The following is a 26652-nucleotide window of genomic DNA, read 5'->3' as shown; positions in this document are numbered from 1 at the left end:
ACATTACTGGGAAGGTTCATGACGTCCAAGCAGGTCAGGCCCCTGGCCGGCGCCGTACGCACCACCGCAGGGGCGGTTCGGCCGCTGTCCGGAGTGCGCATCACCGGCGGGCTGCTGCATGACTGGCAGCGCCGCAACCGCAGGGCCACAATTCCCCACACCGTCGAACAGCTCCGCGCGGCGGGCAACGTCGCCAACCTGAGCCGCCTCCTGGAGGACGACCCCGCCCCCTACCGGGGCCGGTACCCGTTCCTCGACACCGACCTGTACAAGACCCTCGAAGGTCTGGCGTACGAGCTCGGCGACGGAGACACCTCGGCCGGGGAGTTCTTCGACGAGGTGGTCGGCCTGCTGGAGCGGGTCCAGGCCGCCGACGGCTACCTCAACTCCTTCTTCCAGAACCCCGCGTCCACGGACCCCACGACGGACAAGAAGCCGTGGGAGGACCTGGCCTGGGGGCACGAGCTGTACAACCTGGGCCACCTCATCCAGGCGGCCGTCGCCGCGAACCGGCGGATGGGCGACGACCGGCTGCTGCGCGTGGCCACGCGCTTCGCCGACCTGGCGGTGGAACGGTTCGGGGAGACGGGGATCTGCGGCCACCCCGAGGTGGAGATGGCGCTGGTCGAGCTCTACAGGGAGACGGGCGAGCGCCGCTATCTGACGCTGGCGACGGCGTTCGTCGACCGCAGGGGCACCGGGCAGATGGAGCACCGAATCTTCCCCGGCGAGTACTTCCAGGACCACGTGCCCTTGCGCGAGCTCCCGTCGGTGACCGGCCACGCGGTGCGCATGGCGTACCTGGCGGCGGGCGCGGCCGACGTCTTCCTGGAGACCGGCGACCGGTCGCTGTTCGAGGCGCTGGAGCGGCTCTGGGACGACATGGTGGCGGCCAAGCTGTACGTCACCGGCGGCCTGGGCAGCCGCCACTCCGACGAGGCGATCGGCGACCGGTACGAGCTGCCGTCCGAGCGCGCCTACAGCGAGACCTGCGCGGCCATCGGCGTCATGCAGTGGGCGTGGCGGATGTTCCTGGCCGGCGGCGACGCGAAATACCTCGACGTGTTCGAGCGCGTGCTCTACAACGCCTACGCCGTGGGCCTGTCGGCCGACGGCACGGCGTTCTTCTACGACAACCCGCTGCAGCGCCGCCCCGACCACGAGCAGCGCAGCGGCTCGGAGGCGGGCGGCGAGCCGCTGCGCCGCGCCTGGTTCACCTGCCCGTGCTGCCCGCCCAACATCGTGCGGTGGATGGCCCAGCTCGCCGACTACGTGGCGGCCGAGCGGGACGGCGCCGTGCTGATCACCACCTACACGCAGGCCACGGTCCGGACCGCTGAGCTGGAGCTGTCGATGGAGACGGCCTACCCGTGGGACGGTGACGTGCGCATCGCCGTCGAGCGGGCGCCGGACGGGCCGTACGGGCTGGTGCTGCGCGTCCCCGGCTGGGCCCGGGACGTGACGGTCACCGTCAACGGCGAGCCCTGTGACGCGCGGGAGTCCGGCGGCTGGCTCACCCTGCACCGCCCGTGGTCGCCGGGCGACGAGGTGCGCCTCACCCTGCCCATGCCGGTCCGGGCGCACGGCTCGCACCCGTACCTGGACGCCACCAGGGGCGCGCTCAGCCTGGCCCGGGGGCCGCTCGTGTACTGCGTCGAGCAGCACGACAGCCCGCAGGCCGCCGTCGACGACCTGCTCGTCGGAGCCCACGACGTGGTCAACGCGCGCACCGAGCGCCGCGACGCGGCCGTCGTGCTGCGTCTGGAGGCGGACGCGGCTCCCCCGCCCGCCGCCGAGCTCTACCCCGAGCTCCCTCTGCACGAGGCGCTCCCAAAGACGAGGGTTTCGGCGACCTTCGTCCCCTACTTCCTGTGGGGCAACCGCGGCCCCCAAGCCATGCGGGTCTGGGTCAGGACCCCCTGGACCAACGGAAAGAAGGCATGATGATGAGGAGATCGGCGGCGCTCGCGAGCGTCACCATGACCACCGTGCTGGCGCTCACCGCGTGTGGCGGGGGCGGCGGCGCGGCGGCCCCCGGCACGGGCACGGGCGCGTCGGGCGGGCCAGGCGCGCCCGCCGCGATGGGCGGCACCGTGCACAGCCTGGCCAAGGCGGACTTCTCCCACCTGGACCCGGTACGCGGCTGGGACGGCGGCGTCAACAATTTCTACCGGCTCATCTACCGGGGGTTGACGATGTTCGGCGCGGGTCCGGGCGCCGAGGGCACGAAGGTCGTGCCCGACCTGGCCACCGACACGGGCACCCCGTCCGACGGCGGCAAGACCTGGACGTTCAAACTCAAGGACAACCTGTTCTTCGAGGACGGCACCCCGATCAACAGCGAGGCCGTGAAGTTCGGCTTCTCCCGCACGTTCGACCCGGAGGCCGGGATCGGCTCGCCGTACGGGAAGCTGCTGCTGGACGCGCCGAAGGATTACAAGGGCCCGTACCTGGACGGCGACCTGAAGACCATCGAGACGCCCGACGACAAGACGGTCGTCTTCCACCTGAAGAAGCCCTTCGCCGACTTCCCGAGCGCGCTGGCGATGGCCAACTTCACGCCTTTCCCCAAGGGCACGGGGGCGGGCGCGGCGTTCGACACCAAGCCGATCGCGAGCGGGCCGTACAAGGTGGCGAGCTACCAGCGCGGCGTGTCGCTGAAGCTGGAACGCAACCCGCAGTGGAAGCGTGAGACCGACAGCGTGCGGGCGGCCAAGCCGGACGCGTTCGAGTGGACGTTCGGCCTGGACCCGGCCACGATCGACGAGCGCATGCTGGCCGGGCAGGGCACCGACGCCGACGCCCTCGGCCCGTCGATCCAGGCGGCGACCGTGGCGCGGGTGCAGCAGCCGCAGATCAAGCAGCGCACGCTCTCCGGGCTCAACGGCTGCACCACGTACATGGGCCTGAACACCACCAAGAAGCCCCTGAACGACGTGCGCGTGCGCCAGGCGATCAACTACGCGATCAACAAGGACACCGTGGTCGCGGGGATGGGCGGCGGCGCGCTGGCCGCCAAGGGCACCTCGATCCAGCCGCCCACGATCGCAGGCCGGGTCGACTACGACCTGTACCCGCACAACCCCGAGGAGGCCAGGAAGCTGCTGGCCGAGGCCGGCCTCGCGGACGGGTTCTCCTTGACGCTGGACACCCGCCCGGACCCGAAGATGGCCGCGGTGGCGGTGGCGATCCAGGACGCGCTCAAGCAGGTGAAGATCGACGTCAAGATCAACAACATCGACACCTCGACGTACTACGAGGTCATCGGCACGCCGGCGCAGCAGCACGACGCCGCCGTCACCGGCTGGTGCCCCGACTGGGCCTCCGGCGCGACGTTCCTGCCGCCGCTGTTCGACGGCCGCAACATCACGCCCAAGGGCAACTCGAACCTCGCTCAGATCAACGACAAGGGGATCAACGAGCGGATCGACGAGATCGCCGCGATGACGGACGTCAACCAGGCCAACGCGGCCTACGGCGAGCTGGACAAGGAGATCATGAAGCTGGCGCCGGTGGTGCCGCTCGCGTACGAGAAGCTCATCCTCATCGCCGGCTCGAACATCGCGGGCGCCTACCAGTCCAACTCCTTCTCCGGCGGCATCGACCTGATCTCCGTCGGACTGGCGAAGCCGACGAAGTAGATGGCCGTCGTCGCTTACTCCCCGAGCACGTCGAGGGCACGGGTCGCGGGCGCGCTGCTGCGTGATCGGGGCGCGGTGCTGAGCATCGCGTTCCTCACGCTGATCGTGCTGATGGCGATCTGCGCGCCGCTGATCAGCGCGATCACCGGTCACGGGCCGAACGACTTCGACACCGCCGCCGTCGACACCGACCTGGGCGGCGTGCCGCGCGGGTCGCTCGGCGGCATCAGCGCCGACCATCTGCTGGGCGTCGAACCGCAGAACGGGCGCGACATCCTCGCGCGCATCGCCTACGGCGCGCGCGTCTCGCTGCTGATCGCGGTCTCCGCCACGGCGCTGACGACCCTGCTGGGCGTGGTGCTGGGCATGCTGGCCGGGTTCTACCAGGGCTGGGTGGACCAGGTGATCTGCCGGGTCATGGACTTCCTCATGGCCTTCCCTGCGCTCATCTTCATGATCGCGATCCTGTCCTCGCTCCCGCAGGGCAACCGGCCGGTGCTGCTGGTCCTGGTGATCAGCTTCTTCGGCTGGCCGTACCTGGCGCGGGTGGTGCGCGGGCAGACGCTGACGCTGGTGAACAGGGAGTTCGTGGAGGCCGCCCGCGCCTCGGGCGCCTCCACGAGCGCACTGGTGTTCAAGGAGATCCTGCCCAACCTGCGCAGCTCGCTGATCGTCATGACCACCCTCGCCGTGCCCGGCTACGTCGGCACCGAGGCGGGGCTGTCGTTCCTGGGCGTCGGTGTGACGCCGCCGACGCCGTCGTGGGGTCAGATGATCTTCAGCTCGGTCGGCTGGTACGCCGTCGATCCGATGTACTTCGCGATCCCCGGCGGGTTCCTGTTCCTCACCGTGCTGTCGCTGACGGTCCTCGGCGACCGGCTGCGGGCCACGCTCGACGCCGGGGAGGCCTCCTGATGGCGCGTTACTTGGCCGGACGGCTCGCCTGGGTGGTGCTGATCCTCTTCCTGGTGTGCCTGTTCACGTTCATCATCTTCTTCACGCTCCAGCCCGACCCCGCCGTGATGATCTGCGGGAAGACGTGCACGCAGGAGCGCATCGACCAGATCCACGCCGTGCTGGGGCTGGACAAGCCGCTCCTGACGCAGTTCTTCGGCTTCCTCTTCGGGATCTTCGCCGGGCGAGACTACGGCGAGGGCGCGAACCTGGTGCACTGCGGCGCCCCGTGCCTGGGCTACAGCTTCCAGACCGGCCAGTCCGTGTGGGACATGGTGGTCGACCGGCTGCCGGTCAGCGCCACGGTCGCGATCGGGGCCGCGGTGCTGTGGCTGCTCATCGGGGTCGCCGCGGGCCTGGTCAGCGCCGTCAAGGAGGGCACCTGGTGGGACCGCGCGGCCATGGGCCTGGCGCTGGGCGGCTCCAGCGTCCCCAACTACGTGCTGGCTCTGGCTTTGCAGTACGTGCTGGTGGTGCAGCTGCAGGTGCTGCCGTTCCCGCAGGCGGTGGCGTTCGGCGACGATCCGGTGCTCTGGTTCCAGTCGTACCTGATGCCGTGGGTCGTGCTGGCCACCGTCTACGCCTGCCTTTACGCACGGCTGACCAGGGCGAACGTGATCGACACCCTCGCCGAGAACTTCATGCGCACGGCCAGGTCCAAGGGGCTGAGCCCGGCGCTGACCCTGCGCAGGCACGCCCTGCGGCCGGCGCTGACGCCGATCGCCACGATCTTCGGCATGGACTTCGCCGCGCTGCTGGGCGGCGCGCTGATCACCGAGACGGTGTTCGGGCTGAACGGGGTCGGCAAGATGGCCGCCGACTCGATCTACAAGAACGACCAGCCGGTGATCATGGCGGTGACGCTGCTGGCGGCGTTCTTCGTGGTGGTCGGGAACGTGGTGATCGACCTCGTCTACACGAGGCTGGACCCGAGAGTGAGGATCACGGCGAAATGAGCGAACTGCTTGTCGTGGAGGACCTCACCGTCACCTTCCCCACCACGCGCGGCCCGGTGGACGTGGTCAAGGGCGTGTCCTTCACGGTCGGACAGGACGAGACGGTCGGGATCGTCGGCGAATCGGGCTCCGGCAAGTCGATGACGAGCCTGGCGGTCATGGGGCTGCTGCCCAAGGGCGCCAGGACCAGCGGGAGCATCCGGCTGGACGGCACGGAGCTGCTCGGCCGCCCCGACCGGGAGCTGCGGCGGCTGCGCGGCGACCAGATGTCGATGATCTTCCAGGACCCGCTGTCGTCCCTGAACCCGTACTACACGGTCGGCCTGCAGATCGAGGAGATGTACCGCGCCCACCGCGGCGGCTCGCGCGCGGCGGCGCGGAAGGTCGCGATCGAGGCGCTCGACCAGGTGGGCCTGCCGGAACCGGAGCGGCGGGTGGACTACTACCCGCACCAGTTCTCCGGCGGGCAGCGGCAGCGCATCATGATCGCGATGGCGCTGGTGTGCTCGCCGGCGCTGCTGATCGCCGACGAGCCGACCACGGCCCTGGACGTGACCGTGCAGGCGCAGATCCTGAAGCTGCTGGCCGGACTGCGGCAGGAGCGCGGCATGGGCATGGTGTTCATCACGCACGACCTGGCCGTGATCAGCTCGATCGCGACCCGCGTGCTGGTGATGCGCCAGGGCGAGCAGGTCGAGTACGGCACGGCCGAGCAGGTCTTCGCCGAGCCGCGCCACGACTACACCCGGATGCTGCTGGAGAGCATCCCGCGCATCGACGATCCAGTAGACGGTGAGGTGAAGGCATGACGCTGCTGCGGGCCACGGACCTGACCAAGCGGTTCGTCTCGCGCGGCCCGCTGGGCGCCAAGGCCGAGTTCACGGCGGTCGACCAGGTCAGCTTCGAGGTGCGGCTCGGCGAGACGCTGGCCGTGGTCGGCGAGTCCGGCAGCGGCAAGTCGACGACCGCCCGCATGATCGCCAAGCTGATGGACCCGAGCGAGGGCACGCTGGAGTTCGACGGCGAGGACGTCACCCATGCCAAGGGGGCGGCGCTGGCCCGCTTCCGCGCCAACGTCCAGGTCGTCTTCCAGGACCCGTTCTCCTCCCTCAACCCCCGCCACACGGTGGAGCGGATCCTGATGGCGCCGCTGGACTACCAGGGCATCGCGCCCGACGGCGGCCGGCGGGCGCACGCCAAGGAGCTGATGGAGCGGGTCGGGCTGAACCCCGACCACTCGCTGCGCTACCCCGCGCAGTTCTCCGGCGGGCAGGCGCAGCGCATCGGCATCGCCCGCGCGCTGGCCGTCAACCCCAAGCTGGTGATCTGCGACGAGGCCGTCTCGGCGCTGGACGTGTCGGTGCAGGCGCAGGTGATCGAGCTGCTGCGGCGGCTGCAGCGCGAGAGCGGCTTCAGCTACGTGTTCATCGCCCACGACCTGGCCGTCGTCCGGCAGATCGCGCAGCGGGTCGCGGTGATGAGCAAGGGGAAGATCGTCGAACTGGGGGACGCCGAGCAGGTCTTCGGCGAGCCCCGGCACGATTACACGCGTACGCTGCTGGCGGCCATCCCGCGCATCAACCCGGAGTGGGACCGCCGCAGGAGGGAGAAGCTGTGATCACCGCGACCTACACGATCCCCGGGATGCGGGTACGCGACCACGTCGTGGAGGTGCCGCTCGACTGGTCGGACCCCGAGGCCACGATCAGGGTCTTCGCCAGGGAGCTCGTGGATCCCACGCGGGACGGCGACGACCTGCCGTGCCTGCTCTACCTGCAGGGCGGGCCCGGCGGCAAGGGGCCGCGTCCCGTCGGCACGGCGGGCTGGCTCGGCAGGGCGCTGGAGACGTACCGGGTGATCCTGCTCGACCAGCGGGGCACCGGCCGCAGCTCGCGGATCGACGGTCGGGTGATGAGCGCGCTCGACGCGCAGGAGGGCGCCGACTACCTGGCCCGCTTCCGCGCGGACTCGATCGTGGCCGACGCCGAGCACCTGCGTAAGACCGTCTTCGGCGGGCGGCGCTGGTCGACGCTCGGGCAGAGCTACGGCGGCTTCCTGACGATGACGTACCTGTCGCAGGCACCCGAGGGCCTGAGCGCCTGCTACGTGGCAGGCGGGCTGCCCTCCCTGGACCCCGACGCGTCGGAGGTCTACCGGCGCACCTATCCCCGGGTCGCGGCCAAGAACGCCGAGTTCTACCGCCGCTACCCGCACCACGCCGAGACGGTGTCCCGGCTGGCCGACCGGCTGGCCTACGGCGACGTGCGGCTGCCCGACGGCGACCTCCTCACCGTGCGGCGGCTGCAGTCGCTGGGGATCGACTTCGGCATGAAGCCGGGCTACGAACGCATGCACTGGCTGCTCGACGAATCCCCGGAACTGCCCGAGACATTCCTGCACCAGGTGCTGGCCCGCTCCTCCTACGCCGACAACCCGCTGTTCGCCGCGCTGCAGGAGAGCATCTACGGCTCCGGTCCCGGCGCGACCGCCTGGGCGGCGCAGCGCGAGCGCGCCAACCACCCCGCCTTCGCCGAGGACGCCCGGCCGCTGCTGTTCACCGGCGAGATGATCTATCCCTGGATGTTCGCGGAGATCCGCGCGCTGCGCCCCTTCCACGCCGCCGTCGACCTGCTCGCCGAGCGCGCCGAGTGGCCGGCGCTGTACGACCTGGACCGGCTGGCGGCCAACGAGGTGCCGGTGGCGGCGGCCGTCTACTTCGACGACATGTACGTCGACTCGGGGCTGCAGCTGGACACCGCCTCCAGGGTGGGCAACACGCAGGCCTGGGTCACCAACGAGTACGAGCACGACGGCATCGGCGAGGAACGCGTCTTCGCCCGCCTGACCGGACTGGTGCGCGACATAGGAGGAGGAATCACCAGTGAGTGACGGCAAACCCCCCAGGCTGACAGAGGTCCCCGCGTTCCTCGAGTTCATCGCCCAGGGCTGGGACGCCCCCGCCCGCACCCCCGACCTCGTGCCCGGGGCGGCCGAGGCGGCGGCCACGCACCGCGAGCGCCTGGCCTCCGCGCTGCCCGGCAGGACCGTGGTGGTGAAGGCGGGCCGGGCGCCGGTACGCAGCAACGACACCGCCTACGACTTCCGCGTGGACAGCGACTTCTACTGGCTCACCGGCTGCGCCGTGGAGAACGCCGTGGCCGTGATCGCGGACGGCGCCGCCACCGTCTACCTGCCGCCGCCCGCCCGCCCCGGCGAGCCCGGCTTCTTCGCCGACGCGGCGTACGGGGAGCTGTGGGTGGGCCCGTCCCCGTCCCTCGCCGAGTGGTCGGCGGCGCTCGGGGTCGCGGTGCGGCCGCTGTCGGAGTTCACGGACACGTCCGAACCGGTGGAGGAGCTCCCCCGGGTGCTGGCCGAACTGCGCATGATCAAGGACGAGTGGGAGATCGGCCAGCTGCGCGAATCCGTGGACCGGACGGTCGAGGGCTTCGCGGCCGTGCTGGCCGAGGTGCCGACGGCGATCGAGGGGGCGGGCGAGCGGTGGCTGCAGGGCACGTTCGACCGCTACGCCAGGGCGTACGGCAACGGCCCCGGCTACGCCACCATCGTCGGCAGCGGCCCCCACGCCCCGACCCTGCACTGGGTGCGCTGCGACGGGCCCGTCCTGCCGGACCAGCTGCTGCTGCTCGACATGGGCGTGGAGGTCCGCAGCCACTACACCGCCGACGTCACCCGCACCTTCCCCGCCTCCGGCTCCTTCTCCCCCGCCCAGCGGCAAGTGCACGACCTGGTGGAGAAGGCGCACCGGGCGGGCCTGGCGGCGGTCGGCCCCGGCCGGCGCTTCACCGACTTCCACCACGCGGCGATGGAGGTCATCGCGCGCGGGCTGGACGACTGGGGCCTGCTGCCGGTCTCGGTGGACGAGGCCCTGTCGGACGCCGGCCAGCACCACCGCCGCTACCTGATCTGCGGCATCGGCCACCACCTTGGCCTGGACGTGCACGACTGCGCCCAGTCCCGCCCGGAGGCCTACCACGGGGCCGCCATGGCGCCGGGCATGGTGCTCACCGTCGAGCCCGGCCTGTACTTCCACGCCCACGACCGCACGGTCCCGCCGGAGCTGCGCGGGGTGGGGGTGCGGATCGAGGACGACCTGCTGGTCACGCCGACCGGCGCCGAGGTCCTCTCGGACGCCCTCCCCATCGACGCCCCCGGCCTGGAACGCTGGGCCAAGGAGCGCATCGCCTGACCCACGCGGGTTCTTCCGGCACCACCCCACACGATGCCGGAAGAACCCGCCACCGGCCCACCCTCTCGCTGCCCGGGGCGGGCCACCCAACCACTCACCACCCGGCCACCGGCGCCGTCCGTTGAGCGCCCTCCAGACCCCGCGAGCCGCCCCTCCAGGCGCCGGGTCGGCGAGACGTGGTGCGGCGCTGCCCGGCGCAACGCGCGCCCGAGGAGCCGATCCGCCCGGCGTCCAGGCGCGGTGCGGGGTCAGGATGAGCCGCTGTAGCGGGCCTGGCGGGCGGCGGCCGTGAGGGCCGCCGCCCTGGCCGCCTCCGTAGGCGTGAACGGCAGCTCCGGACGCCGGACCAGCAGCGCCCGGTCCGGATTCACCGAGATCACCATCGTCGTGTTGAGCTCGGCCCCCTCGTCCACCGTGTCACCCGGCCGCCGCCACTCCACCTCCGGCACCCGCAGCAGCTCCGCCATCGCCTCGGGCAGCCGGTCCGGGTCCGCGCTCACCCGCTGAGCCAGCACCAGCGCCTGAACGCCGGGATCGGTGAGGTCCTTGACCTGCGCGCGCACGATCACGACGTCATGCCCGCCCGCCTCGCTCAGCGCCCCGGCCAGCGCCTCCAGCGCCAGCCCCGGCGGCGCCTCGATGACGAACTCGTCCAGCGCGTCACACCCCGCGGGCGTGATCGCGCTGCTCCCGGTCGGCGCGATGTGCAGCGCCAGGATGTTGCAGCCCAGCCGCCCGAACGCCCCCGCCACCGCGGCGAGCCGCCCCGGCCGCTCCACCACCCGCATGCGGATGCGCCACAGCACCATGGCCGCCCCCGCGCCCTCCTCCACGGGCAGCGCGGGGACCTTGCGTACGGGGCGGCGGCCCATCCGCTTGTGGACCGCCGCCCCCACGATCAACGCCGCCCCCAGCCCGACCATCACCACCGGACCCGGTTCGCGGTGGCCGAGCAGGGTCGCGAGCAGGTGCGCCAGGCCGACCGCGAGGAACAGCGCGGCCAGCTCGACGATCTCTCGCCGCCAGGAGCGTCGATTGCCGTTCATCACCTTGGGTGCATCGCTCATGCACCTCAGTGTGTGCGGGGCGTGTTTCGTGATCACGAACGGCGCGGTTGCGGCGGCATTAAACCGCCCTAACCGCATGGCCCGTTCATGACAGGTGGCTTACACCCGCTCGACCTCCAAGACCAGCGCCGACTCGGCCCGCAGCGCGGGAGCGGGCAGCCCCAGCTCGCCCAGGACCGCGCCGCTCAGCCGTACCGGGCCCGAGGTCCACTCCGGCAGCCCGGCCGCGCGGGGCTTGGGGCCCGCGACCCGCACCTCGTACGTCGCCGCAGGGTCGAGCCCGGGCAGCCGCAGCGGCGCGGGCCCGATCGCGACCCTGGAAGTGAGCTGGACGAACGCGAACACCCCGCGCTCCGGCAGCACCACCCCGTGCAGCAGCGCCGACGGGTCCGGGTGGTCGGCCCGCACCACCCGCCCAGCGTGCAGCGTCGGCCGCAGCCGCTTGTGCAGGGCGATCCACTCGGCCAGCTCCTCCAGCTCCGCCTGGCTCGCCGAGGTCAGGTCCCACTCCACGCCCATGTGCCCGAACAGCGCCGTCGCGGCGCGGAAGGCCAGCGGCAGCGAGCGCCCCGTGATGTGGTCCTGCGGGGCGCCGACGTGGCTGCCCATCCGCTCCGGCGGCACGAGCAGCCCGGTCCAGCGCTGGATCGCCTGCCGGTCGAGCGCGTCGTTGCTGTCGGAGGTCCACACCCGGTCGGTGCGCGCCAGGACGCCGTAGTCGATGCGGGCGCCGCCCGACGAGCACGACTCGATCTCCAGCTTGGGGTGGCGGGCCCGCAGCTCGTCCAGCAGCCGGTAGGCGGCCAGCGTCTGGGCGTGCACCCCGGGCACCCCGTCGTGCACCGGCTCGGCGATGTCGCGGTTGTGGTCCCACTTGATGTAGTCGAGCTCGTACTCGCTCACCAGGCTGTCCAGGCGCTCCAGCAGATAGTCGTACGCCTCGGGCCTGGCCAGGTCGAGCACCTGCTGGTTGCGATACGCCGGCGGCATGCGGTCGGCCTGGCCGAGGACCCAGTCGGGGTGCGCGCGCAGCAGGTCGGAGTCCGGGTTGACCATCTCCGGCTCGAACCACAGCCCGAACTGCAGGCCGAGCTTGCGCACGTGCTCGGCGAGGGGGTTGAGGCCGTTCGGCCACACGCCCTCGTCGACGTACCAGTCGCCGAGCCCGGCCCGGTCGTCGCGGCGGTGGCGGAACCAGCCGTCGTCGAGCACGAACCGCTCGATCCCCGCCGCCGCGGCCTTGTCGGCCAGCTCCAGCAGCCGGTCGAGGCCGTGGTCGAAGTAGGTGGCCTCCCAGTTGTTCAGCGTGACCGGGCGGACCCCCAGGGGGCCGGCGGCGCGCAGGTGGTCGTGCAGCCGGGCGCTCGCCTCGTCCAGCCCGCCGCCCGACCAGGTGAAGTACACCAGCGGGGTGCGGTAGCTCTCCCCCTCGGCCAGCACGATCTCGCCGGGCTCCAGCAGCTCGCCCGCCGCCACCAGCGCCGGGCCCTCCGCCAGCCGCTCGGCGTAGTGGACGTGGTTGCCGCTCCAGCCCGCGTGCACCCCCCACACCTCGCCGCCCCGGAACCCGAACCCCGCGGTCCCGGCCACCAGCAGGCCCGTGCCGTCGTGCCCGGTCCGGCCGCGCCGGTTCTCCCGCGACCACACGCCGTACCCGAACTCCCTGCGCTGCGGCACCTTCTCCAGCGCCCAGCGCCCGGTGAAGTCCAGCAACTCGCCGGCGCGCGCCGGCACCGGCAGCGCGCAGACCAGCCCCTCCAGCCGGTACGGGGCCGCGGCGGTGTTCGTGAGCGTGTGCCGCATCGTCACCAGGCCGCCGGCGTCCATGGCCAGCTCGCTGACCAGCTCAAGGCCGGCGCGGGCGTCGGAGGCCGCGACGGTGACCGTGCCGCCCCGGCCGGGCGTCGCGTCCGCGTCGAAACGGTCCAGCGTCCAGCGCACCGGCCAGTGTTCGCCGTCCCGGCCGCCCGACAGGCCCGGCCTGCCGTACCAGCTGTCTCCATGTGCGGGCAGCAGCGGCGGCGCGGCGGTGAGGGAGGCAAATGCGGGCGTCAGGTCGGCGCCGGTCGCGGACCCGAGGTCGGCGCCGAAGTGGCGCACGCGGGGCAGCCCGGGTCCCGCGGCGTCCAGGACCAGGGCGGCCCCCGCGGCGGAGAGGATGAGGGGTGACAAGTCAGGCTCCTCGTTCAGCTCAGCGTTACGACGCGAACCTACACGAACAGGACACTTGGCTCGATCATGGGGCGGCCCCTCCGGGGCGGGAGCCGGAGGGGCCGCGTGGGAGGCGGGCGTCAGACGGAGATCCGTCCGGCGCCGGCGCCCGCGGTGACGACGGACTTGACGTTGGAGGCGGTGTCGAGCGAGTAGGGGTAGGGGATCGAGCCGACGCTGCCGCCGCTCTGGCCGCTGCCGGAGTTGACGAAGTGGTTGTTGCGCGCGACCAGCGTGCCGGGGCCGGAGTCACCCTCGCCCAGGTGGAACGGGTCCTCGGTGTTCTCGAAGTAGTTGCCCTCGACCAGCACGCCCGCGCCCTCGGTCGAGGCCACGCCGTAGCTGCCGACGCTGCCGTAGTAGTTGTTGTAGACGTGCACCGGGTTGCCGAAGCGCACGCGCGGGTGGCGCTGGTTGGTGCCGTCGAACCAGTTGTGGTGGTACGTCACGCGCAGGTGACCGCGGTCCTCGCCGCCGTTGTCGTCGCTGTGGCCCAGCAGCATGGTCTTGTCGTGGTTGGAGAACTTGTTCCACGAGACGGTGACGTAGTCGCTGGCCCGCTTGATGTCGATGGCGCCGTCGTTGCCGTGGCTCAACGAGTTGTGGTCGAGCCACACCCGGGTCGAGTACTGGACGTTGATGGCGTCGTCGCCCCAGTCGCGGAAGGTGAGGTTGCGGACGATCACGTTCGAGGCCTGGGAGATGTTGAACCCGCAGCCCACGATCGTCGCGCCCGAGTTGCCGAGCACGGTCTTGTTGGAGGCCACCTTCAGCATGCCCGAGCAGGAGATCGTGCCCGACACCCGGATCACCGAGGCGCCGCTCGCCGACAGCGCGCTGGTCAGGGAGGAGGCGCTGTTGACGGTGACCGGCGAGGCGTTGCCGCCGCCCGTCGTGCCGCCGCCCTGCGTGGCCCAGCCGACCAGCCCGTTGGCGTTGCCCGGGGGCGTGGTCGGCGGCGGGTCGGTGGGCGGGCTGGTCGGGTTGCTGCCGGCGGGGACGAGCCGCCACTGCTTGGTGGCCACGGAGTCGCAGGAGTTCTGCTGCACCAGGGCGCCGGAGGCGGTGGAGTTGTCCTTGGTGTTGAGGCACTTGCCGCCGTTGGCGTTGACGATCCTGACGGTGGCTCCCGACTCGGGCAGCGACCACGTCTGCGACGAGGCGCCGGAGCAGCTCTCCTGCTGCACGGCCTTGCCCGCGGAGGTGCTGGCGTCCTGCACGCCCGCGCACTTGCCGCTGTGGGCGGCCTTGAGGGTGTAGCCGCTGCCGCTTGCGGCCAGGTTCCAGGTCTGAGCGGCGCCGCCGCAGCCGCTCTGAGTGAGCTGGACCCCGTCGGACGTGCTGGATCCCGGCACGGTGAGGCACAGGCCGCTGCCGTTGTTCACCACCGTGTACGCCCCCGGCGCGGGGGCGGCGGCGGCCGCGGAGGCCACCGCGACCACTGCCGTGCCCGTCAGGGCGATGACGCCCGCGATGACCGCCGCTGTTCTGCCGTTGGTTCTCTGTCGCACGATTCAGCTCCTTGCCGGCCCGGCAGGCCGCTCGCGGCCTGCAACGTGTCCCCCCAGCGAGAATCCGTTCACATATGTGGCTGCCATACGTGTGACCGAACACGCCACAACATAGGTAAGCGCTTTCCCGCTGTCAATCGGCGCTGAAACTTTCACCTAATGGGTGCTGACCTGCGAATATGCGCCGAGCCGGGCGTGCCCGGCGCAACCGGTCGTCAGGCTGGCTCGGGCGTGCCGCCGAGCACGATACGCAGGTCCTCCTGCGTGGGCGGCTTCGTCCAGGTGAGCCCCGGCCCACCGGTGGCGATCAGACGTGGCATGACCTCGCGCAGCAACTCCCCGGCGGTGGCCTCGGGCCGCTCCTCCCGGGCCTCCCGGTACAGCTCGAGCACCCTGGCCAGGTCCAGCATCATCGTGTTGGTCTCACGCACGGTGACCTGCAACGCTCCAATGGCGGGGTCGGCCGACCAGGGGCACTCGCCGGACACGGCCTCGCGCGCCGCCTCGGCGAAGGCGGCCCGGTCCATGCCGTCCACCTCGCCCTCCAGCCAGTCCTCGCGCAGGTGCAGCACCCCCGGCCGCTCCACCGCCCCGAGGTGCGCGATCAGGGCCACGACCGTGCCCTGCGGATCGTGCAGCGCGGCGTCCCTCCTGGCCGCGAAGGCGTCGGCGAGCAGGTGCAACGAGATCAGCCGGGGCGGCTCGTACGTCGTCAGCACCCCCCGCCTGCCGCCCACCCGCAGCGGGTAGGCCCGCAGGCCCTCCATGAACGCGGGCTCGGCCTCCGCCGGGATCCCGAGGTCCATGTCCGCCTCGAACGTGTTGCCGGTGTCGCCGGCGACGCGGCCGACCGGGTCACGGCGGAACCACCAGACCATCGCCCCCACGACAATGGCGGCCAGCACTGCGACTGCGATCCACACGATGTTCTTTGCTTTCCCCTCGTACCTGACAGCGGTAGCAGCGTAGTGTGATCTGACCGCACGAATGCACAAATTTCTGCAAATATGTCAGCCGCACCCGCGGGATCGTGTATACCCCGGTGGCTGACAGAATTGGAAAGGTGACAGATGGCATCCTGACACCGGACCAGATCCTCGCCGCGGCCCAGGACGTCCTGCGCCGATACGGTCCGGCCAAGGCCACGGTCGTCGACGTCGCCCGGGCGCTCGGCGTCAGCCACGGCAGCGTCTACCGGCACTTCCCCAGCAAGACGGCCCTGCGCGAGGCCGTCACCCAGCGCTGGCTCGACGAGGCGCACGCCGAGCTGGCCACCGTGCCGGCCTCCGACGCCCCGGCAGGCGTGCGGCTGCGCGAATGGCTGGGCGCGCTGTTCCGCTCCAAGCGCAGGCGGGCGCTCGACGACCCCGAGCTGTTCGCCACGTACGTGGCGCTGGTGAACGAGTCCAGCCAGGTCGTCGAGCGGCACGTCGCCGATCTGGTCGGCCAGGTCAGGCGGATCGTGGACGCCGGGGTCGCGCGGGGCGAGTTCGCCGCCCCCGACCCCGCCGCCACGGCCCGAGCCGTCTTCCACGCCGCGGTACGCTTCCACAACCCGGCGCACGCCGCCGAATGGAGCCGGCCGGGCATCGAGGATGACTTCACCGCTTTGTGCGATCTCATCCTTCTCGGGCTGGAAGTCCGCTAATGGTGTGATGTTTTTACATCTGGTAACCGGAATTGTTATCCTGGCGGATTAGTACTGTCCCCTGCATCACCGTTCAGCTCTGAACAGACATGTACACTCGGTGGCGAACACTGTCGCTCAGTGACGCCATCATGGCATCAGGTGCCCAACGCAAGGGCTGGCCCGCGCAACCGGCAGGAGGTTCCCGGCCCTGACAGAGCGCGGAGCCGATTCATGGAGCCACTCCACCTGACCACCACCCGCCGCAACGGAACCCTGACCGTCAGCGTGTCCGGCGAGCTCGACATCGCCACCACGGAGCTCCTGCGCGCCCACCTGCTCGACCTGCTGCAGGAGGCGGGGCGCGCCCCGCACAAACAGGTCGCGCTGGTCGTCGAGGTGAGCCGGCTGGCCTTCATCGACGCCGCCGGGCTCGGCGTCCTCGTCTGCGCCCACAACCAGGCGCGGGCCCAGCGGACGCCGCTGCGCCTCACGGGCGTCCCGCCCGCCCTGCGGCGGCTGCTGCGCCTCACCGGCCTGGAGGGGCGCCTCACCTGAACACCCGCCACCTGTAGGTTGGCAGGCGTGATTCAGGTTCCCGATCAGATACCCCTGAAGCTGGAGGACGGGTTCGAACGCGTCAGGCGGGAGCTCGACCTGCCGGACGACTTCCCCCGCGCCGTGCTCGACGAGGCCGCGTGGGTGGCGCGGGTGCCGCGGCTCGACGCCGAGGACCTGTCCGACGTGCCGTTCGTCACCATCGACCCGCCCGGCTCGATGGACCTCGACCAGGCCGTGCACCTGGAGCGGCTGCGCGCCGGCTACCGGGTCTGGTACGCCATCGCCGACGTCGGCGCGTTCGTCCGGCCGGGCGGCCTCATCGACGCCGAGGCCCGCGCCAGGGGCGAGACCGTCTACCTGCCCGCGGGCAAGGTGCCGCTGCACCCCAAGGTCCTGTCGGAGGACGCGGCCAGCCTGCTGCCCGGCGCGCTGCGGCCGGCCGCGGTCTGGCGCATCGACCTCGACGCCGACGGCCGCACGGTCGGCGCCGACGTGCAGCGCGCGCTCGTCCGCAGCCGCGAGCGCCTCGACTACACCTACGTGCAGGCCGCCGTCGACACCGGCACCGCCGACGGCGTCCTGGGGCTGCTGGCCGAGATCGGCCGCCTGCGGCTGGCCCTCGAACGCGAGCGCGGCGGCGTCACCCTGCCCACCCCCGAGCAGGAGGTGGTCGCCGACGGCGACGGCGCCTACCGGCTGGAGTTCCGGATGCCGCTGCCCGCCGAGGCCTGGAACGCGCAGATCTCCCTGCTGACCGGCATGGCCGCGGCCTCGATGATGCTCGACGCCGAGATCGGCATCCTGCGCGTGCTGCCCCGGCCGCACGCCGACGACCTGGCCAAGGTCCGCCGGGTGGCCCAGGCGCTGGAGGTGCCCTGGCCCGACGGGGCCGCCTACGGGGCCGTGGTGCACGACCTGGACCCCAAGAACCCGCAGCAGGCGGCGTTCCTGCACGAGTCGAAGGTGCTGCTGCGCGGCGCGGGCTACGTGGCCTTCGACGGCGCGCCTCCCAAGCTGGCCGAGCACGCGGCGGTGGCGGCGCCGTACGCGCACGTCACGGCGCCCCTGCGGCGCCTGGTCGACCGGTACGCGACCGAGGTGTGCCTGGCGGTCGCGGCGGGCGTGCCGGTGCCGTTCGACATCCGGGCGGGCCTGGCGGCCCTGCCCGCCGTCATGAGCTCCACCGGGCGGCGCGCCGGGGCGGTGGAGCGGGCGTGCGTGGACCTGGTGGAGGCGTTCCTGCTGCGGGAGCGGATCGGGCAGGCGTTCGACGCGGTGGTGATCGACGTGGACGAGCGCCGCGGCGGCGGGCAGGTGCAGCTCGTCGACCCGGCCGTGATCGCCCGCTGCGACGGCCCGCTCCCCCTCGGCGAGCAGGTCACGGTACGCCTGACGCAGGCCGACCCGGCCACCCGCGAGGTCCGCTTCACCCTGGCGACGTGACCCTCAGGCGACCTGAACCCCGGGCGACCCGGAGCGAGGGCGACCTGAACCCAGGGCGACCTGGTGCCAGGGCGACCTGGTGCCAGGGCGACCTGCGGGACCGCGCACGGCCTGCTCCGCGCGCGGCCCCGCGGTGGGCGTCACTTCTTCAGCACGCTCCACCCCGCGCCCACACCCATGAGGTGGAGCGCGACGCAGAGCAGCCCGGCGGTGCCGAGCGTGGCGACCGTGACTACGCTGCCGACCGCGAGGCCGGCGATCTCGAAGACGAGGGCGAGCACGAACAGCAGGGCGGCGACAAGGGCGAACATGTGGTGGCTACCTCCGAACGGGGGCCGGCCGGACTACCGAGGGGCGGGCCTCGGCGAGTGCGTCCGAGGATGTCTCTGACATGGGGATTTCCAACACGATCCGCTGAAAAACTGCCCCGAAGGTGACGTTCCGTGAACGAATGACGACACCGCTTTGACCGGCCGGTCAGTCTCCCGTTCTGGGACTCAGGCCCCTTTCACCCGCATCCCGTCGCAGATCACGTCCGCCATCCGTACCGCCGCCCCTCTGGCCCGCGCCCTGCGCTCGGCCACCAGGCACCCGCGCAGCAGATCCAGCACGTCCTCCCCCGCCAGATCCCCGCGCGCCGCCCCGGCCCGCTGCGCCCTGACCAGTAATCGGGCGACGGCCCTGCCGAGATCGTCCTGCAGCGAGACTTTCATCCCGGCTCCGCTGTCCAGCATGTCGCACAGCGCCTGGTTGCCCGAGGCCTGCTCGACCACCTTGGCGAACCAGGCGAAGAACGCCTTCCCGGGGTCCTCCGCCGTGGCCAGCGCGCGGGCGTCGGCCACGAACCGCTCGATCCGCCCCAGCAGCACCGCCTCGAACAGCGCCTCCTTGGTCGGGAAGTGCCGGTAGACGGTGCCCACCCCGAACCCGGCCCGCCGCGCGATCTCGTCGAAGGAGATCGTCAGGCCGTCACTGGCCAGGGCCTCCTGCGCGATCTGCAGCACCCGCTCCCGATTACGCCGGGCGTCGGCCCGCAGCGGCCGGGCGGAGCTGTGGTCGTCGCCCATGAACGAACCTGCCTTCAACAACCGGAGGGATCTCTCCGATTCTATCGACCACCCCTCTGCCTCCGCACCCCTCCCGATCACTCTCCCACCCGCCCGCCGACGTCAGTGCCAGGCGCGTCGGCCCGCCGGCGCCCCCAACGCCACCCGCCCGGCGAGCGACCCCCTTCCCTGGCCGTCGGCCGTGGAGTGTGCCACCGTCCGCCCGCTCCAAGAGCCGACGCCTCCAGCACCGGACAACAGAGCACCCGCCCCCGAAAGGGCGGGTGCTCGCGAGCGGGGCGGTCAGGGGGGTGAGGTCCGGTGGTCGGTCAGGGAGGGGCGGTCCGGGCTCAGCGGGCGCGGGTTTGCGTGGGCGAAACGCTTGAGGCGGATGCGCTCCTGCCTGGGCACGGGCGACAGCTCCACGATGCGCGCCCCCTCCGGCACGAACCGCAGGTCGTGCGTGATGAGGAGCGTCGTCCGCCCGGCCATGAGCCGCAGGAGCGGCTTCATCACCTGCGCGGCCGTGGCCTCGTCCAGCCCCGTCATGGGCTCGTCGAGCACCAGCACCGGCGCGTCCCGCAGGATGGCCCTGGCGATGGCGATCCGCTGCCGCTGACCGCCGGACAGGAGCCGCCCCCGCTGCCCCACCGGCGTGTCGTAGCCCTGCGGCAGCAGTTCGGCGAACTCGTGCACCCCCGCCGCCTCCGCCGCCTTGACGATCTCCTCCGGCGAGGCGTCCGGGCGGCCGTAGGCGATGTTGTCGCGTACGGACGCCGAGAACAGCAGGGTCTCCTGGTGCAGGATCGTGATGTTCTCGCGCAGCGACTGCCGCGTCAGGCGCCGGATGTCGGTCCCGTCCAGCAGGATGCGACCCGCTTCCGGGTCGTAGAACCGCAGCATCAGCTTGGCCAGCGTGGACTTGCCCACCCCGCTGGGCCCGGTCAGGACGACGACCTTGCCGGGCGAGGCGGTGAACGTCACGTCCCGCAGCACCTGCCGCCCCCGCCTCGGGTAGGTGAAGGTGACCCGGTCGAACTCGACCAGGCCCCGGCTCCTCCCGGCGGGCACGGCGTCCTGAGCGTCGGTGACGGCGGGCCTGACCTTCAGGATCTCGATGACCCGGTCGGACCCGGCCGCGGCCTCCGACACCGTCAGGGCCAGCTCTCCCAGCGCCTGGACCGCCGGATACAGCAGTGCCAGGTACGCGGCGAAGGCCAGCAGGCCGCCCAGGGTCAACCGGCCCGCGGCGATCTCCCACGCGCCGAAGCCGAGGACGACGATCAGGCAGACGGTCTCGATGACCTGGACGGTGGGCCCGTACAGGCCGGACAGCCAGGCCTGCGCCATGTTGGCGCGCAGCCACATGCCGCCCTCGCGGTGCAGGCGGCCCGACTCGGCCTCCTGCCGGTTGTAGGCCTGCACGAGCGGCTGGTTGGCCAGCCCCTCCTCAAGGACGCTGTTCATGGCGCCGTTGCTGTAGCGCTCCCGGGCCGCGGCCGTTCTGAATTTGCCCGCGAACGCCTTCGACACCAACAGGAACAGCGGGATCAGCGCCATCGTGACGAGGGCGAGGTCCCAGCGGATGAAGAAGGCCGCCCCGGCGAAGAACACCACGCTGGCCGCCGTGGTGAGCGCCTTGACCAGCCCGGACCCCACGAGTTCCTCGATGGCCTCGATGTCGTCGGTCAGCCGTGCCATCAGGTCGCCGAGGCGCCGGTTCTCCGAGAAGTCCGGCGCGAGCGTCTGCAGGTGCGCGTAGACGCGGTCGCGCAGGGCCAGCAGGAACCGTTCGGCGCCCAGCGCGGTGGCGTACGTCGCCGCGAAGGACGTCAGCCCGGCGATCGCGGCGAGTCCGAGCCAGGTGAGCGCCGGAACCCAGAACTCGCCCAACTGCCGGGTGGTCAGCACCTCGTCGGTGATGTGGCCGAACAGGCGGATCGCGGCGACCTCGCAGAGCGCGGCCACGACGGCGAACACGACGCCGGCCGCGAATAGGCGGCGCAACCCGCGGGTGTCCGGCCAGAACTCGCGAAAAGTACGGCGAATGGAAATCGCCGGAGCGAGTTCGCGGCCGGAGACAGTCAATGAGAGCCGGCGGCCAGGCCACCGGCTCTCACGGGAGCGGTTTACCACCCCCACCACCAGCGCCGGGAGCGGCAGCGCCAACCGCGCCACCCGCAACGCCAGCGCCTACGGCGACGGCAGCAACCCTGCTGGAAGTCCATCCTGGTGAGCTGAGGACCAGCCATGATTCCTCCCCCGTTTGCTGACTTGCACAAATCGCACGTTAGCACCCGAAATGCGACAAAGCACGAGATATCGCCTATTTAAAAGGAACTTGACCAGCGAAACCGCCCGACAAAGGCCGTTGCCTGCGGCCGTTAAATCGAGCGTAAATAAAAAGAACCGCTGATTCGGGTAACGGTAATCCCAAAGGATGCTGCTCAGAACTGGTTCCAAGGTGTAGGTCACCCGATACTTTGGTCCGATGGATCGGACGTCTGCGCCCGGGATCATGGGCGCATGGCATTCCTCGGCGTCATCCTCATGATCCAGGGCTTCGGCGGCCTCATCGCCGACCACTTCTTCGGCAAGAACTTCGGCCTGCTGCACCTGGTGCTCGACGGCACCGCCCTGACCGTCGTGAGCGGCGTGGTGGGCGTCGCGGGGCTGCTCCTGACGATCGGCGCGATCAGCAAGGACTCCTGAGACCCGCCCTCGGGGAGAGGGCGGGTCGGACCTTTCCGGAAGGTCAGGTGAGCGAGGAGTAGGCCACCACGCCGCGCCGCATCGCGTCGACCGCCTTGCCGGCCGTCTGCTTGATCTTGCTGCCGGGCGGCGCCGCGTTGCCCAGCTGACCGAGCAGGTCCATCAGCTGCTTGACCCACCGTACGAAGTCACCGGCCGCCAGCTCGTTGCCGTTGACCCCGTCCCGGAGGACGGCGTCCAGGCTGTGCCCCTTCGTCCACCGGAACGCCGCCCACGCGAACGCCAGATCCGGCTCCCTGATCGTGGACAGCCCATGGTCGGACTCGATGCCCTCCAGCTCCCCCCACAGCCGGATCATCGACGTCAGCGCCTCCTGCGTCCGCCCGGCGGGCACCTTCGGACGGCGCGCGTCATCGGAGGCCCGCGCCTCGAACACCAGCGCCGACACGCACGCCGCCAGCTCCGCCGGGTCGAGCTCCTCCCACAGCCCCTTGCGCAGCGACTCGGCGGTCAGCAGGTCGAGCTCGGTGTAGATGCGGCCCAGCCGGCGGCCCTCGTCGGTGACGGCCTCGCCCTCGAGGTAGCCGAGCTGCTCCAGCACCGAGCAGATGCGGTCGAACGTGCGCGAGATGACGTGCGAGCGCCCCTCGACCCGGCGGCGCAGCCCCTCGGTCTCGCGCAGCAGCTTGTAGTAGCGCTCGGCCCAGCGGGCGTGGTCCTCACGCTCGTCGCAGCCGTGGCACGGGTGCTGGCGAATGAGCCGGCGCAGCTCGTTGACCTCGTCGTCCTCCACCGTGTGGTCGCGCGCCCTGGCCGGCTTGCCCAGGTCGCGGTCGCCGAGCTTGGCCAGCAGCGTGGAGACGAGGTTGGCGCGCTCCTTGGGCGAGCGGCCGTTGAAGTTCTTCGGGATGCGCAGCTTCTCCAGCGGTTCGACCGGGACGGGGAAGTCCGCCGGGTCGAGCTTCTTGACCTGCTTGCCGATCGTCAGCACCAGCGGGCTCGGCCCCTGACCGCGCGGGTTGCGGCCGGGATCGAGCACGATCGCCAGCCCCGCCCGGCGCCCGCCCGGCACCCGGATGACGTCACCCGGCTGCAACGCCTCCAGCGACCGCACGGCGGCCGCACGGCGCGCCGCGCCACGCTGCCTGGCCAGCTCGGCCTCACGATCGGAGAGCCTGCGGCGTAGCGCCGCGTATTCGGGGAAGTCTCCCAGGTGACACGTCATGGCCTCCTGGTAGCCCTCCAGCGCCTCCTCGTGCTTGCGCAGCTGCTTGGCCAGCCCGACCACCGCCCGGTCGGCCTGGAACTGCGCGAACGACTCCTCCAGCAGCGTCCTGGCCCGCTCCCGGCCGAACTGCCCGACGAGGTTGACCGCCATGTTGTACGACGGCTGGAAGCTCGACCGCAGCGGATACGTACGCGTGCCGGCCAGCCCCGCCACCGACAGCGGATCCATGCCCTGCTGCCACAGCACCACCGCATGGCCCTCGACGTCGATGCCGCGCCGCCCCGCCCGCCCGGTCAGCTGGGTGTACTCGCCCGGCGTGAGGTCGGCGTGGGTCTCCCCGTTCCACTTGTCGAGCTTCTCGATCACCACGCTGCGGGCCGGCATGTTGATGCCCAGGGCCAGCGTCTCCGTCGCGAACACGGCCTTGACCAGCCCGCGCGTGAACAGCTCCTCCACGACCTCCTTGAAGGCCGGCAGCATGCCCGCGTGGTGCGAGGCCAGCCCGCGCTCCAGGCAGTCACGCCACTCCAGGTAGCCCAGGACGGCCAGATCCTCGTCCGGGAGGTGCGCGGTGCGCTCGTCGACGAGCTGCCTGATCTCGTGCCGCTCGCGGTCGGTCGTGAGCCGGATCCCGGCGTACAGGCACTGCTGGACGGCGGCGTCGCACCCGGCGCGGGAGAAGATGAACGTGATCGCCGGCAGCAGCCCCTCGGCGTCGAGCTTCTCGATCACTTGCACCCGGTCCGGCGGGCGCGAACGCTGCGGCCTGCCGTAGCCGCGCCTGCCCCGCCCGGCCGTCAGCCGCTCGGCGTCACGCGTCACCCGCATCAGCGTGGGGTTGACGCGCAGGGTCAGGTCGTCGTTCACGAACATGTCGTAGAGCCGGTTGCCGACCATCATGTGCTGCCACAGCGGCACCGGACGGTGCTCGTCCACGATCACCGTGGTGTCGCCGCGCACCTCGCCCAGCCACTCGCCGAACTCCTCGGCGTTGCTCACCGTCGCCGACAGCGCCACCAGCCGCACCGACTCCGGCAGGTGGATGATCACCTCTTCCCACACCGCGCCGCGGAAGCGGTCGGCGAGGTAGTGGACCTCGTCCATGACCACGAACCCGAGCCCCGCCAGGGTCGCCGACCCGGCGTAGAGCATGTTGCGCAGCACCTCTGTGGTCATGACGACGATGGGGGCCTCGCCGTTGACGCTGTTGTCACCGGTCAGCAGGCCGACCTTGTGGGTGCCGTAGCGCTTGACCAGGTCGTTGTACTTCTGGTTGGACAGCGCCTTGATGGGGGTGGTGTAGAAGCATTTCTGGCCCTGCTCCAAGGCCAGGTGGACGGCGAACTCGCCCACCACCGTCTTGCCCGACCCCGTGGGCGCCGCCACCAGCACGCCGTCTCCGGCCTCCAGGGCGCGGCAGGCGTCTAGCTGGAAGTCGTCCAGCTCGAAGTCGTAGAGACCTCGGAACGATCTCACCGCGGCCCCGTCGTCCCCATGTCTCTGACGGAAGGCCGCATAGCGTTCCGCTGGCGTTGTCATACCCTCCAGCCTACCGAAATCGCCTTTCTGGTCGGTCCCTCAGTGCTCCGGCCGGTTCTCTCCCGGGTCGCCGTCCCTCTCGACGGGGCTCGGCCCTGGAGCGGCCGAGCGGGCGCCTTTACATTGTAGATTTCAAACGATGACCCGTAACGCCCCGGGGCGCACCTCGCAGTGGACCGGCGCCGGGCCCACGCGTTCACCGTCGGCGTAGGCGAGGACGTCCGTGTCGCCCGGCATGGCCTCCAGCCGCACGCTGCGCACCCGCCGCACCGACACCGCCGGATGCCCGACGTGCGTCCCCCGGTAGACGCTCGGGAAGACCCGCAGGAACTCGGCCTTGGACACCGCGCCCAGCATCATCACGTCCAGCAGCCCGTCGTCGGGCCGCGCGTCGGGGCACACCCGCATGCCCGCCCCGTACGAGTGCGTGTTGGCCACCGCCACCAGCATGGCCTCGCGTTCGATCACTTCAGCGTCGTCGAGGGTCACCCGGAACGGGATCGGCCGGAACGAACGCAGCTCCTCCACCGTCGCCACCACGTACCGGGCCATCCCCGGCGGCCACGTCTTCCGGTTGGCCCGCTCGTTGACCCGCGAGTCGAACCCGCAGCACATCACCCCCGCGAACAGCTCGTCCGCCCGCCCGGCCCGGATCCGGGCGACGTCCACCAGGCGCGACTTCATGCGCAGCACGGCGCGGGCCGCCGCGATGGGGTCGCCGCACGGCACGCCGAGCGCGGCCGCGATGTCGTTGCCGGTGCCGGCGGGAATGATGCCGAGCGGCACGTCGGTGCCGGCCACGGCCTGCACGGCCAGGTGCACCAGCCCGTCGCCGCCGAAGGCCACGAGCGCGTCGGGGCGCTCGGCCACGGCGGTGCAGGCGCGCGCGAGGGCGTCGGCGGCGTCGTCGCCGACGATCACCGACAGCTCGGCCCCGCCGGCGCGCAGCCGGCGCGCCACGGGCTCGAGCAGGCGCAGCGTACGGCCGCCGCGGGCGGCGGGGTTGACGAGCAGGGCGAGTTGAGGGGACACGCCCGGAACTTATCGCCTATCGCGCCGTACCGGAATCCTCACCGGGACGCTCGTCGTCGAGCGGAGCGGAGTCCTCCAGCAGCGGGGAGGCCTCGTCGTCGGACAGGTGGGAGAAGTCCTCGGTGGCGGGCCTGCGCTTCTCGCGCATGAACATGAAGAGCTCGGCCAGGAAGTAGAGCACGATCATCGGCATGGCCAGCGCCATCATGGTCAGCGGGTCGCCGCCCGGAGTGATGACCGCGCCGAAGACGAACATGGAGAAGATCACCCAGCGGCGGTACTTCTTCACCGTGGCGTGCGGCAGCACACCGATGACGTTGAGGAACACCAGCAGCAGGGGCAGCTCGAACGAGATGCCGAAGATCACCAGCATGATCAGCACGTAGCTGACGTACTCGTCGATCTGGATGATGGCCACGGTGTCGCTCGGCGCGAACCCGAGCAGGATGGCCAGGCTGGTGTCCATGATCACGTACGCCAGGATGGCGCCGATCAGGAACAGCGGGATCGCCAGCCCGAGGAAGGCGATCGAGTAGCGCTTCTCGTTGCGGTAGAGGGCGGGGGTGACGAAGGCCCAGACCTGGTAGAGCCAGACGGGCGAGGACACGACGACGCCCACCATCGCCGAGACCTTCAACGTCAGGAAGAACGACTGGAAGATGCCGCCGTAGGTCAGCGTGCACTCGCCGACACGCAGCTGCTGGGCCTGCGGCGTCTCGCAGAAGGGCTCCTTGATGAACGCCCAGACCGGATCGAAGAAGATCCAGCCGATGATGATGCCCACGACGACGGCGACGGCCGCGATGAGCAACCTGTTGCGCAACTCGCGCAGGTGCTCCATGAGGGGCATGCGGCCCTCGGGGTCGGCTGCGGGCTGACTCGACCGTTTGAGCAGCGCCATCTAACAGTCCAGGTGA

At 71.3% G+C, this 26652-nt stretch carries 22 protein-coding genes; 12 read left to right on the top strand and 10 right to left on the bottom strand.

The genetic code is table 11. From position 1 onward, the window contains the following. Nucleotides 1-18 precede the first annotated feature (18 nt). Genes ACFKCF_RS23375 through ACFKCF_RS23340 form a run of 8 tightly spaced genes read left to right on the top strand, consistent with a single transcriptional unit; the run spans nucleotide 19 to nucleotide 9758 of the window. Nucleotides 19-1944, top strand: coding sequence for a glycoside hydrolase family 127 protein (locus ACFKCF_RS23375; RefSeq protein ID WP_394496617.1), 1926 nt, complete (start codon nucleotides 19-21; stop codon nucleotides 1942-1944). Then, a complete protein-coding gene (locus tag ACFKCF_RS23370) occupies nucleotides 1941-3641 on the top strand; it encodes an ABC transporter substrate-binding protein (protein WP_394496616.1) in 1701 nt (566 codons plus the stop codon). The genes ACFKCF_RS23375 and ACFKCF_RS23370 overlap by 4 nt, the downstream gene beginning before the upstream one ends. Then, on the top strand, nucleotides 3642-4556 hold the full coding sequence (locus ACFKCF_RS23365) for an ABC transporter permease (protein ID WP_394496614.1): 915 nt from the start codon (nucleotides 3642-3644) through the stop codon (nucleotides 4554-4556). It begins immediately after the preceding gene. Beyond that, on the top strand, nucleotides 4556-5551 hold the full coding sequence (locus tag ACFKCF_RS23360; RefSeq protein WP_394496612.1) for an ABC transporter permease: 996 nt from the start codon (nucleotides 4556-4558) through the stop codon (nucleotides 5549-5551). Before ACFKCF_RS23365 ends, ACFKCF_RS23360 begins: the two co-directional genes overlap by 1 nt. Continuing rightward, a complete protein-coding gene (locus tag ACFKCF_RS23355) occupies nucleotides 5548-6360 on the top strand; it encodes an ABC transporter ATP-binding protein (RefSeq protein ID WP_394496610.1) in 813 nt (270 codons plus the stop codon). The genes ACFKCF_RS23360 and ACFKCF_RS23355 overlap by 4 nt, the downstream gene beginning before the upstream one ends. After that, entirely contained in the window at nucleotides 6357-7169 is an 813-nt protein-coding gene (locus ACFKCF_RS23350) for an ATP-binding cassette domain-containing protein (protein WP_394496609.1), read from the top strand. Before ACFKCF_RS23355 ends, ACFKCF_RS23350 begins: the two co-directional genes overlap by 4 nt. Next, nucleotides 7166-8440, top strand: a complete 1275-nt coding sequence (locus ACFKCF_RS23345; protein WP_394496607.1) for an alpha/beta fold hydrolase — start codon at nucleotides 7166-7168, stop codon at nucleotides 8438-8440. Before ACFKCF_RS23350 ends, ACFKCF_RS23345 begins: the two co-directional genes overlap by 4 nt. After that, nucleotides 8433-9758: an aminopeptidase P family protein gene (locus tag ACFKCF_RS23340; RefSeq protein ID WP_394496606.1), complete on the top strand. Its 1326-nt coding sequence runs from the start codon at nucleotides 8433-8435 to the stop codon at nucleotides 9756-9758. The genes ACFKCF_RS23345 and ACFKCF_RS23340 overlap by 8 nt, the downstream gene beginning before the upstream one ends. Nucleotides 9759-10006: 248 nt before the next feature. Here ACFKCF_RS23340 and ACFKCF_RS23335 read toward each other — a convergent pair whose 3' ends face one another. From ACFKCF_RS23335 to ACFKCF_RS23320, 4 genes are all read right to left on the bottom strand, one after another. Beyond that, nucleotides 10007-10825, bottom strand: a complete 819-nt coding sequence (locus ACFKCF_RS23335; RefSeq protein ID WP_394496604.1) for an ACT domain-containing protein — start codon at nucleotides 10823-10825, stop codon at nucleotides 10007-10009. A gap of 99 nt (nucleotides 10826-10924) precedes the next feature. Further along, the gene (locus ACFKCF_RS23330) at nucleotides 10925-12997 is read right to left on the bottom strand and encodes an alpha-galactosidase (protein ID WP_394496603.1); all 2073 of its coding nucleotides are present in this window, start codon (nucleotides 12995-12997) and stop codon (nucleotides 10925-10927) included. Nucleotides 12998-13116: 119 nt separating this feature from the next. Further along, nucleotides 13117-14547 (bottom strand): RICIN domain-containing protein, encoded by a 1431-nt coding sequence (locus tag ACFKCF_RS23325; RefSeq protein WP_394496601.1) that lies wholly within the window; start codon nucleotides 14545-14547, stop codon nucleotides 13117-13119. 215 nt (nucleotides 14548-14762) lie between these two features. Further along, on the bottom strand, nucleotides 14763-15470 hold the full coding sequence (locus ACFKCF_RS23320; RefSeq protein WP_394496600.1) for a hypothetical protein: 708 nt from the start codon (nucleotides 15468-15470) through the stop codon (nucleotides 14763-14765). A gap of 140 nt (nucleotides 15471-15610) precedes the next feature. On the opposite strand from ACFKCF_RS23320, the gene ACFKCF_RS23315 reads away from it, so the two are divergent. From ACFKCF_RS23315 to ACFKCF_RS23305, 3 genes are all read left to right on the top strand, one after another. Then, on the top strand, nucleotides 15611-16195 hold the full coding sequence (locus ACFKCF_RS23315; RefSeq protein WP_394496599.1) for a TetR family transcriptional regulator: 585 nt from the start codon (nucleotides 15611-15613) through the stop codon (nucleotides 16193-16195). A gap of 213 nt (nucleotides 16196-16408) precedes the next feature. Beyond that, nucleotides 16409-16732: an STAS domain-containing protein gene (locus tag ACFKCF_RS23310; RefSeq protein WP_394496597.1), complete on the top strand. Its 324-nt coding sequence runs from the start codon at nucleotides 16409-16411 to the stop codon at nucleotides 16730-16732. Nucleotides 16733-16759: 27 nt separating this feature from the next. After that, entirely contained in the window at nucleotides 16760-18178 is a 1419-nt protein-coding gene (locus ACFKCF_RS23305) for an RNB domain-containing ribonuclease (RefSeq protein WP_394496595.1), read from the top strand. A gap of 140 nt (nucleotides 18179-18318) precedes the next feature. Here ACFKCF_RS23305 and ACFKCF_RS23300 read toward each other — a convergent pair whose 3' ends face one another. The 3 genes from ACFKCF_RS23300 to ACFKCF_RS23290 form a co-directional block, all read right to left on the bottom strand. Next, on the bottom strand, nucleotides 18319-18489 hold the full coding sequence (locus tag ACFKCF_RS23300) for a hypothetical protein (protein WP_192785540.1): 171 nt from the start codon (nucleotides 18487-18489) through the stop codon (nucleotides 18319-18321). 186 nt (nucleotides 18490-18675) lie between these two features. Next, nucleotides 18676-19245, bottom strand: a complete 570-nt coding sequence (locus ACFKCF_RS23295) for a TetR/AcrR family transcriptional regulator (RefSeq protein WP_394496594.1) — start codon at nucleotides 19243-19245, stop codon at nucleotides 18676-18678. 282 nt (nucleotides 19246-19527) lie between these two features. Continuing rightward, nucleotides 19528-21231, bottom strand: a complete 1704-nt coding sequence (locus tag ACFKCF_RS23290) for an ABC transporter ATP-binding protein (RefSeq protein ID WP_394496592.1) — start codon at nucleotides 21229-21231, stop codon at nucleotides 19528-19530. Between the two features lie 519 nt (nucleotides 21232-21750). Between ACFKCF_RS23290 and ACFKCF_RS23285 the strand changes: the two genes are divergently transcribed. Continuing rightward, the gene (locus ACFKCF_RS23285) at nucleotides 21751-21936 is read left to right on the top strand and encodes a hypothetical protein (RefSeq protein WP_394496591.1); all 186 of its coding nucleotides are present in this window, start codon (nucleotides 21751-21753) and stop codon (nucleotides 21934-21936) included. Between the two features lie 43 nt (nucleotides 21937-21979). Here ACFKCF_RS23285 and ACFKCF_RS23280 read toward each other — a convergent pair whose 3' ends face one another. The 3 genes from ACFKCF_RS23280 to tatC form a co-directional block, all read right to left on the bottom strand. Beyond that, on the bottom strand, nucleotides 21980-24703 hold the full coding sequence (locus ACFKCF_RS23280; protein WP_394496589.1) for a DEAD/DEAH box helicase: 2724 nt from the start codon (nucleotides 24701-24703) through the stop codon (nucleotides 21980-21982). A gap of 132 nt (nucleotides 24704-24835) precedes the next feature. Continuing rightward, on the bottom strand, nucleotides 24836-25735 hold the full coding sequence (locus ACFKCF_RS23275; RefSeq protein ID WP_394496588.1) for a diacylglycerol/lipid kinase family protein: 900 nt from the start codon (nucleotides 25733-25735) through the stop codon (nucleotides 24836-24838). Nucleotides 25736-25751: 16 nt separating this feature from the next. Beyond that, nucleotides 25752-26636 (bottom strand): twin-arginine translocase subunit TatC, encoded by an 885-nt coding sequence (tatC, locus tag ACFKCF_RS23270; RefSeq protein ID WP_394496586.1) that lies wholly within the window; start codon nucleotides 26634-26636, stop codon nucleotides 25752-25754. Nucleotides 26637-26652: the final 16 nt, after the last annotated feature.

It is taken from the genome of Nonomuraea sp. JJY05 (assembly GCF_043496855.1).
Classification (GTDB): Bacteria; Actinomycetota; Actinomycetes; order Streptosporangiales; family Streptosporangiaceae; genus Nonomuraea.
Note: the sequence above shows the minus strand (reverse complement) of the source record. Positions and strands in the feature narration are given on the sequence as shown.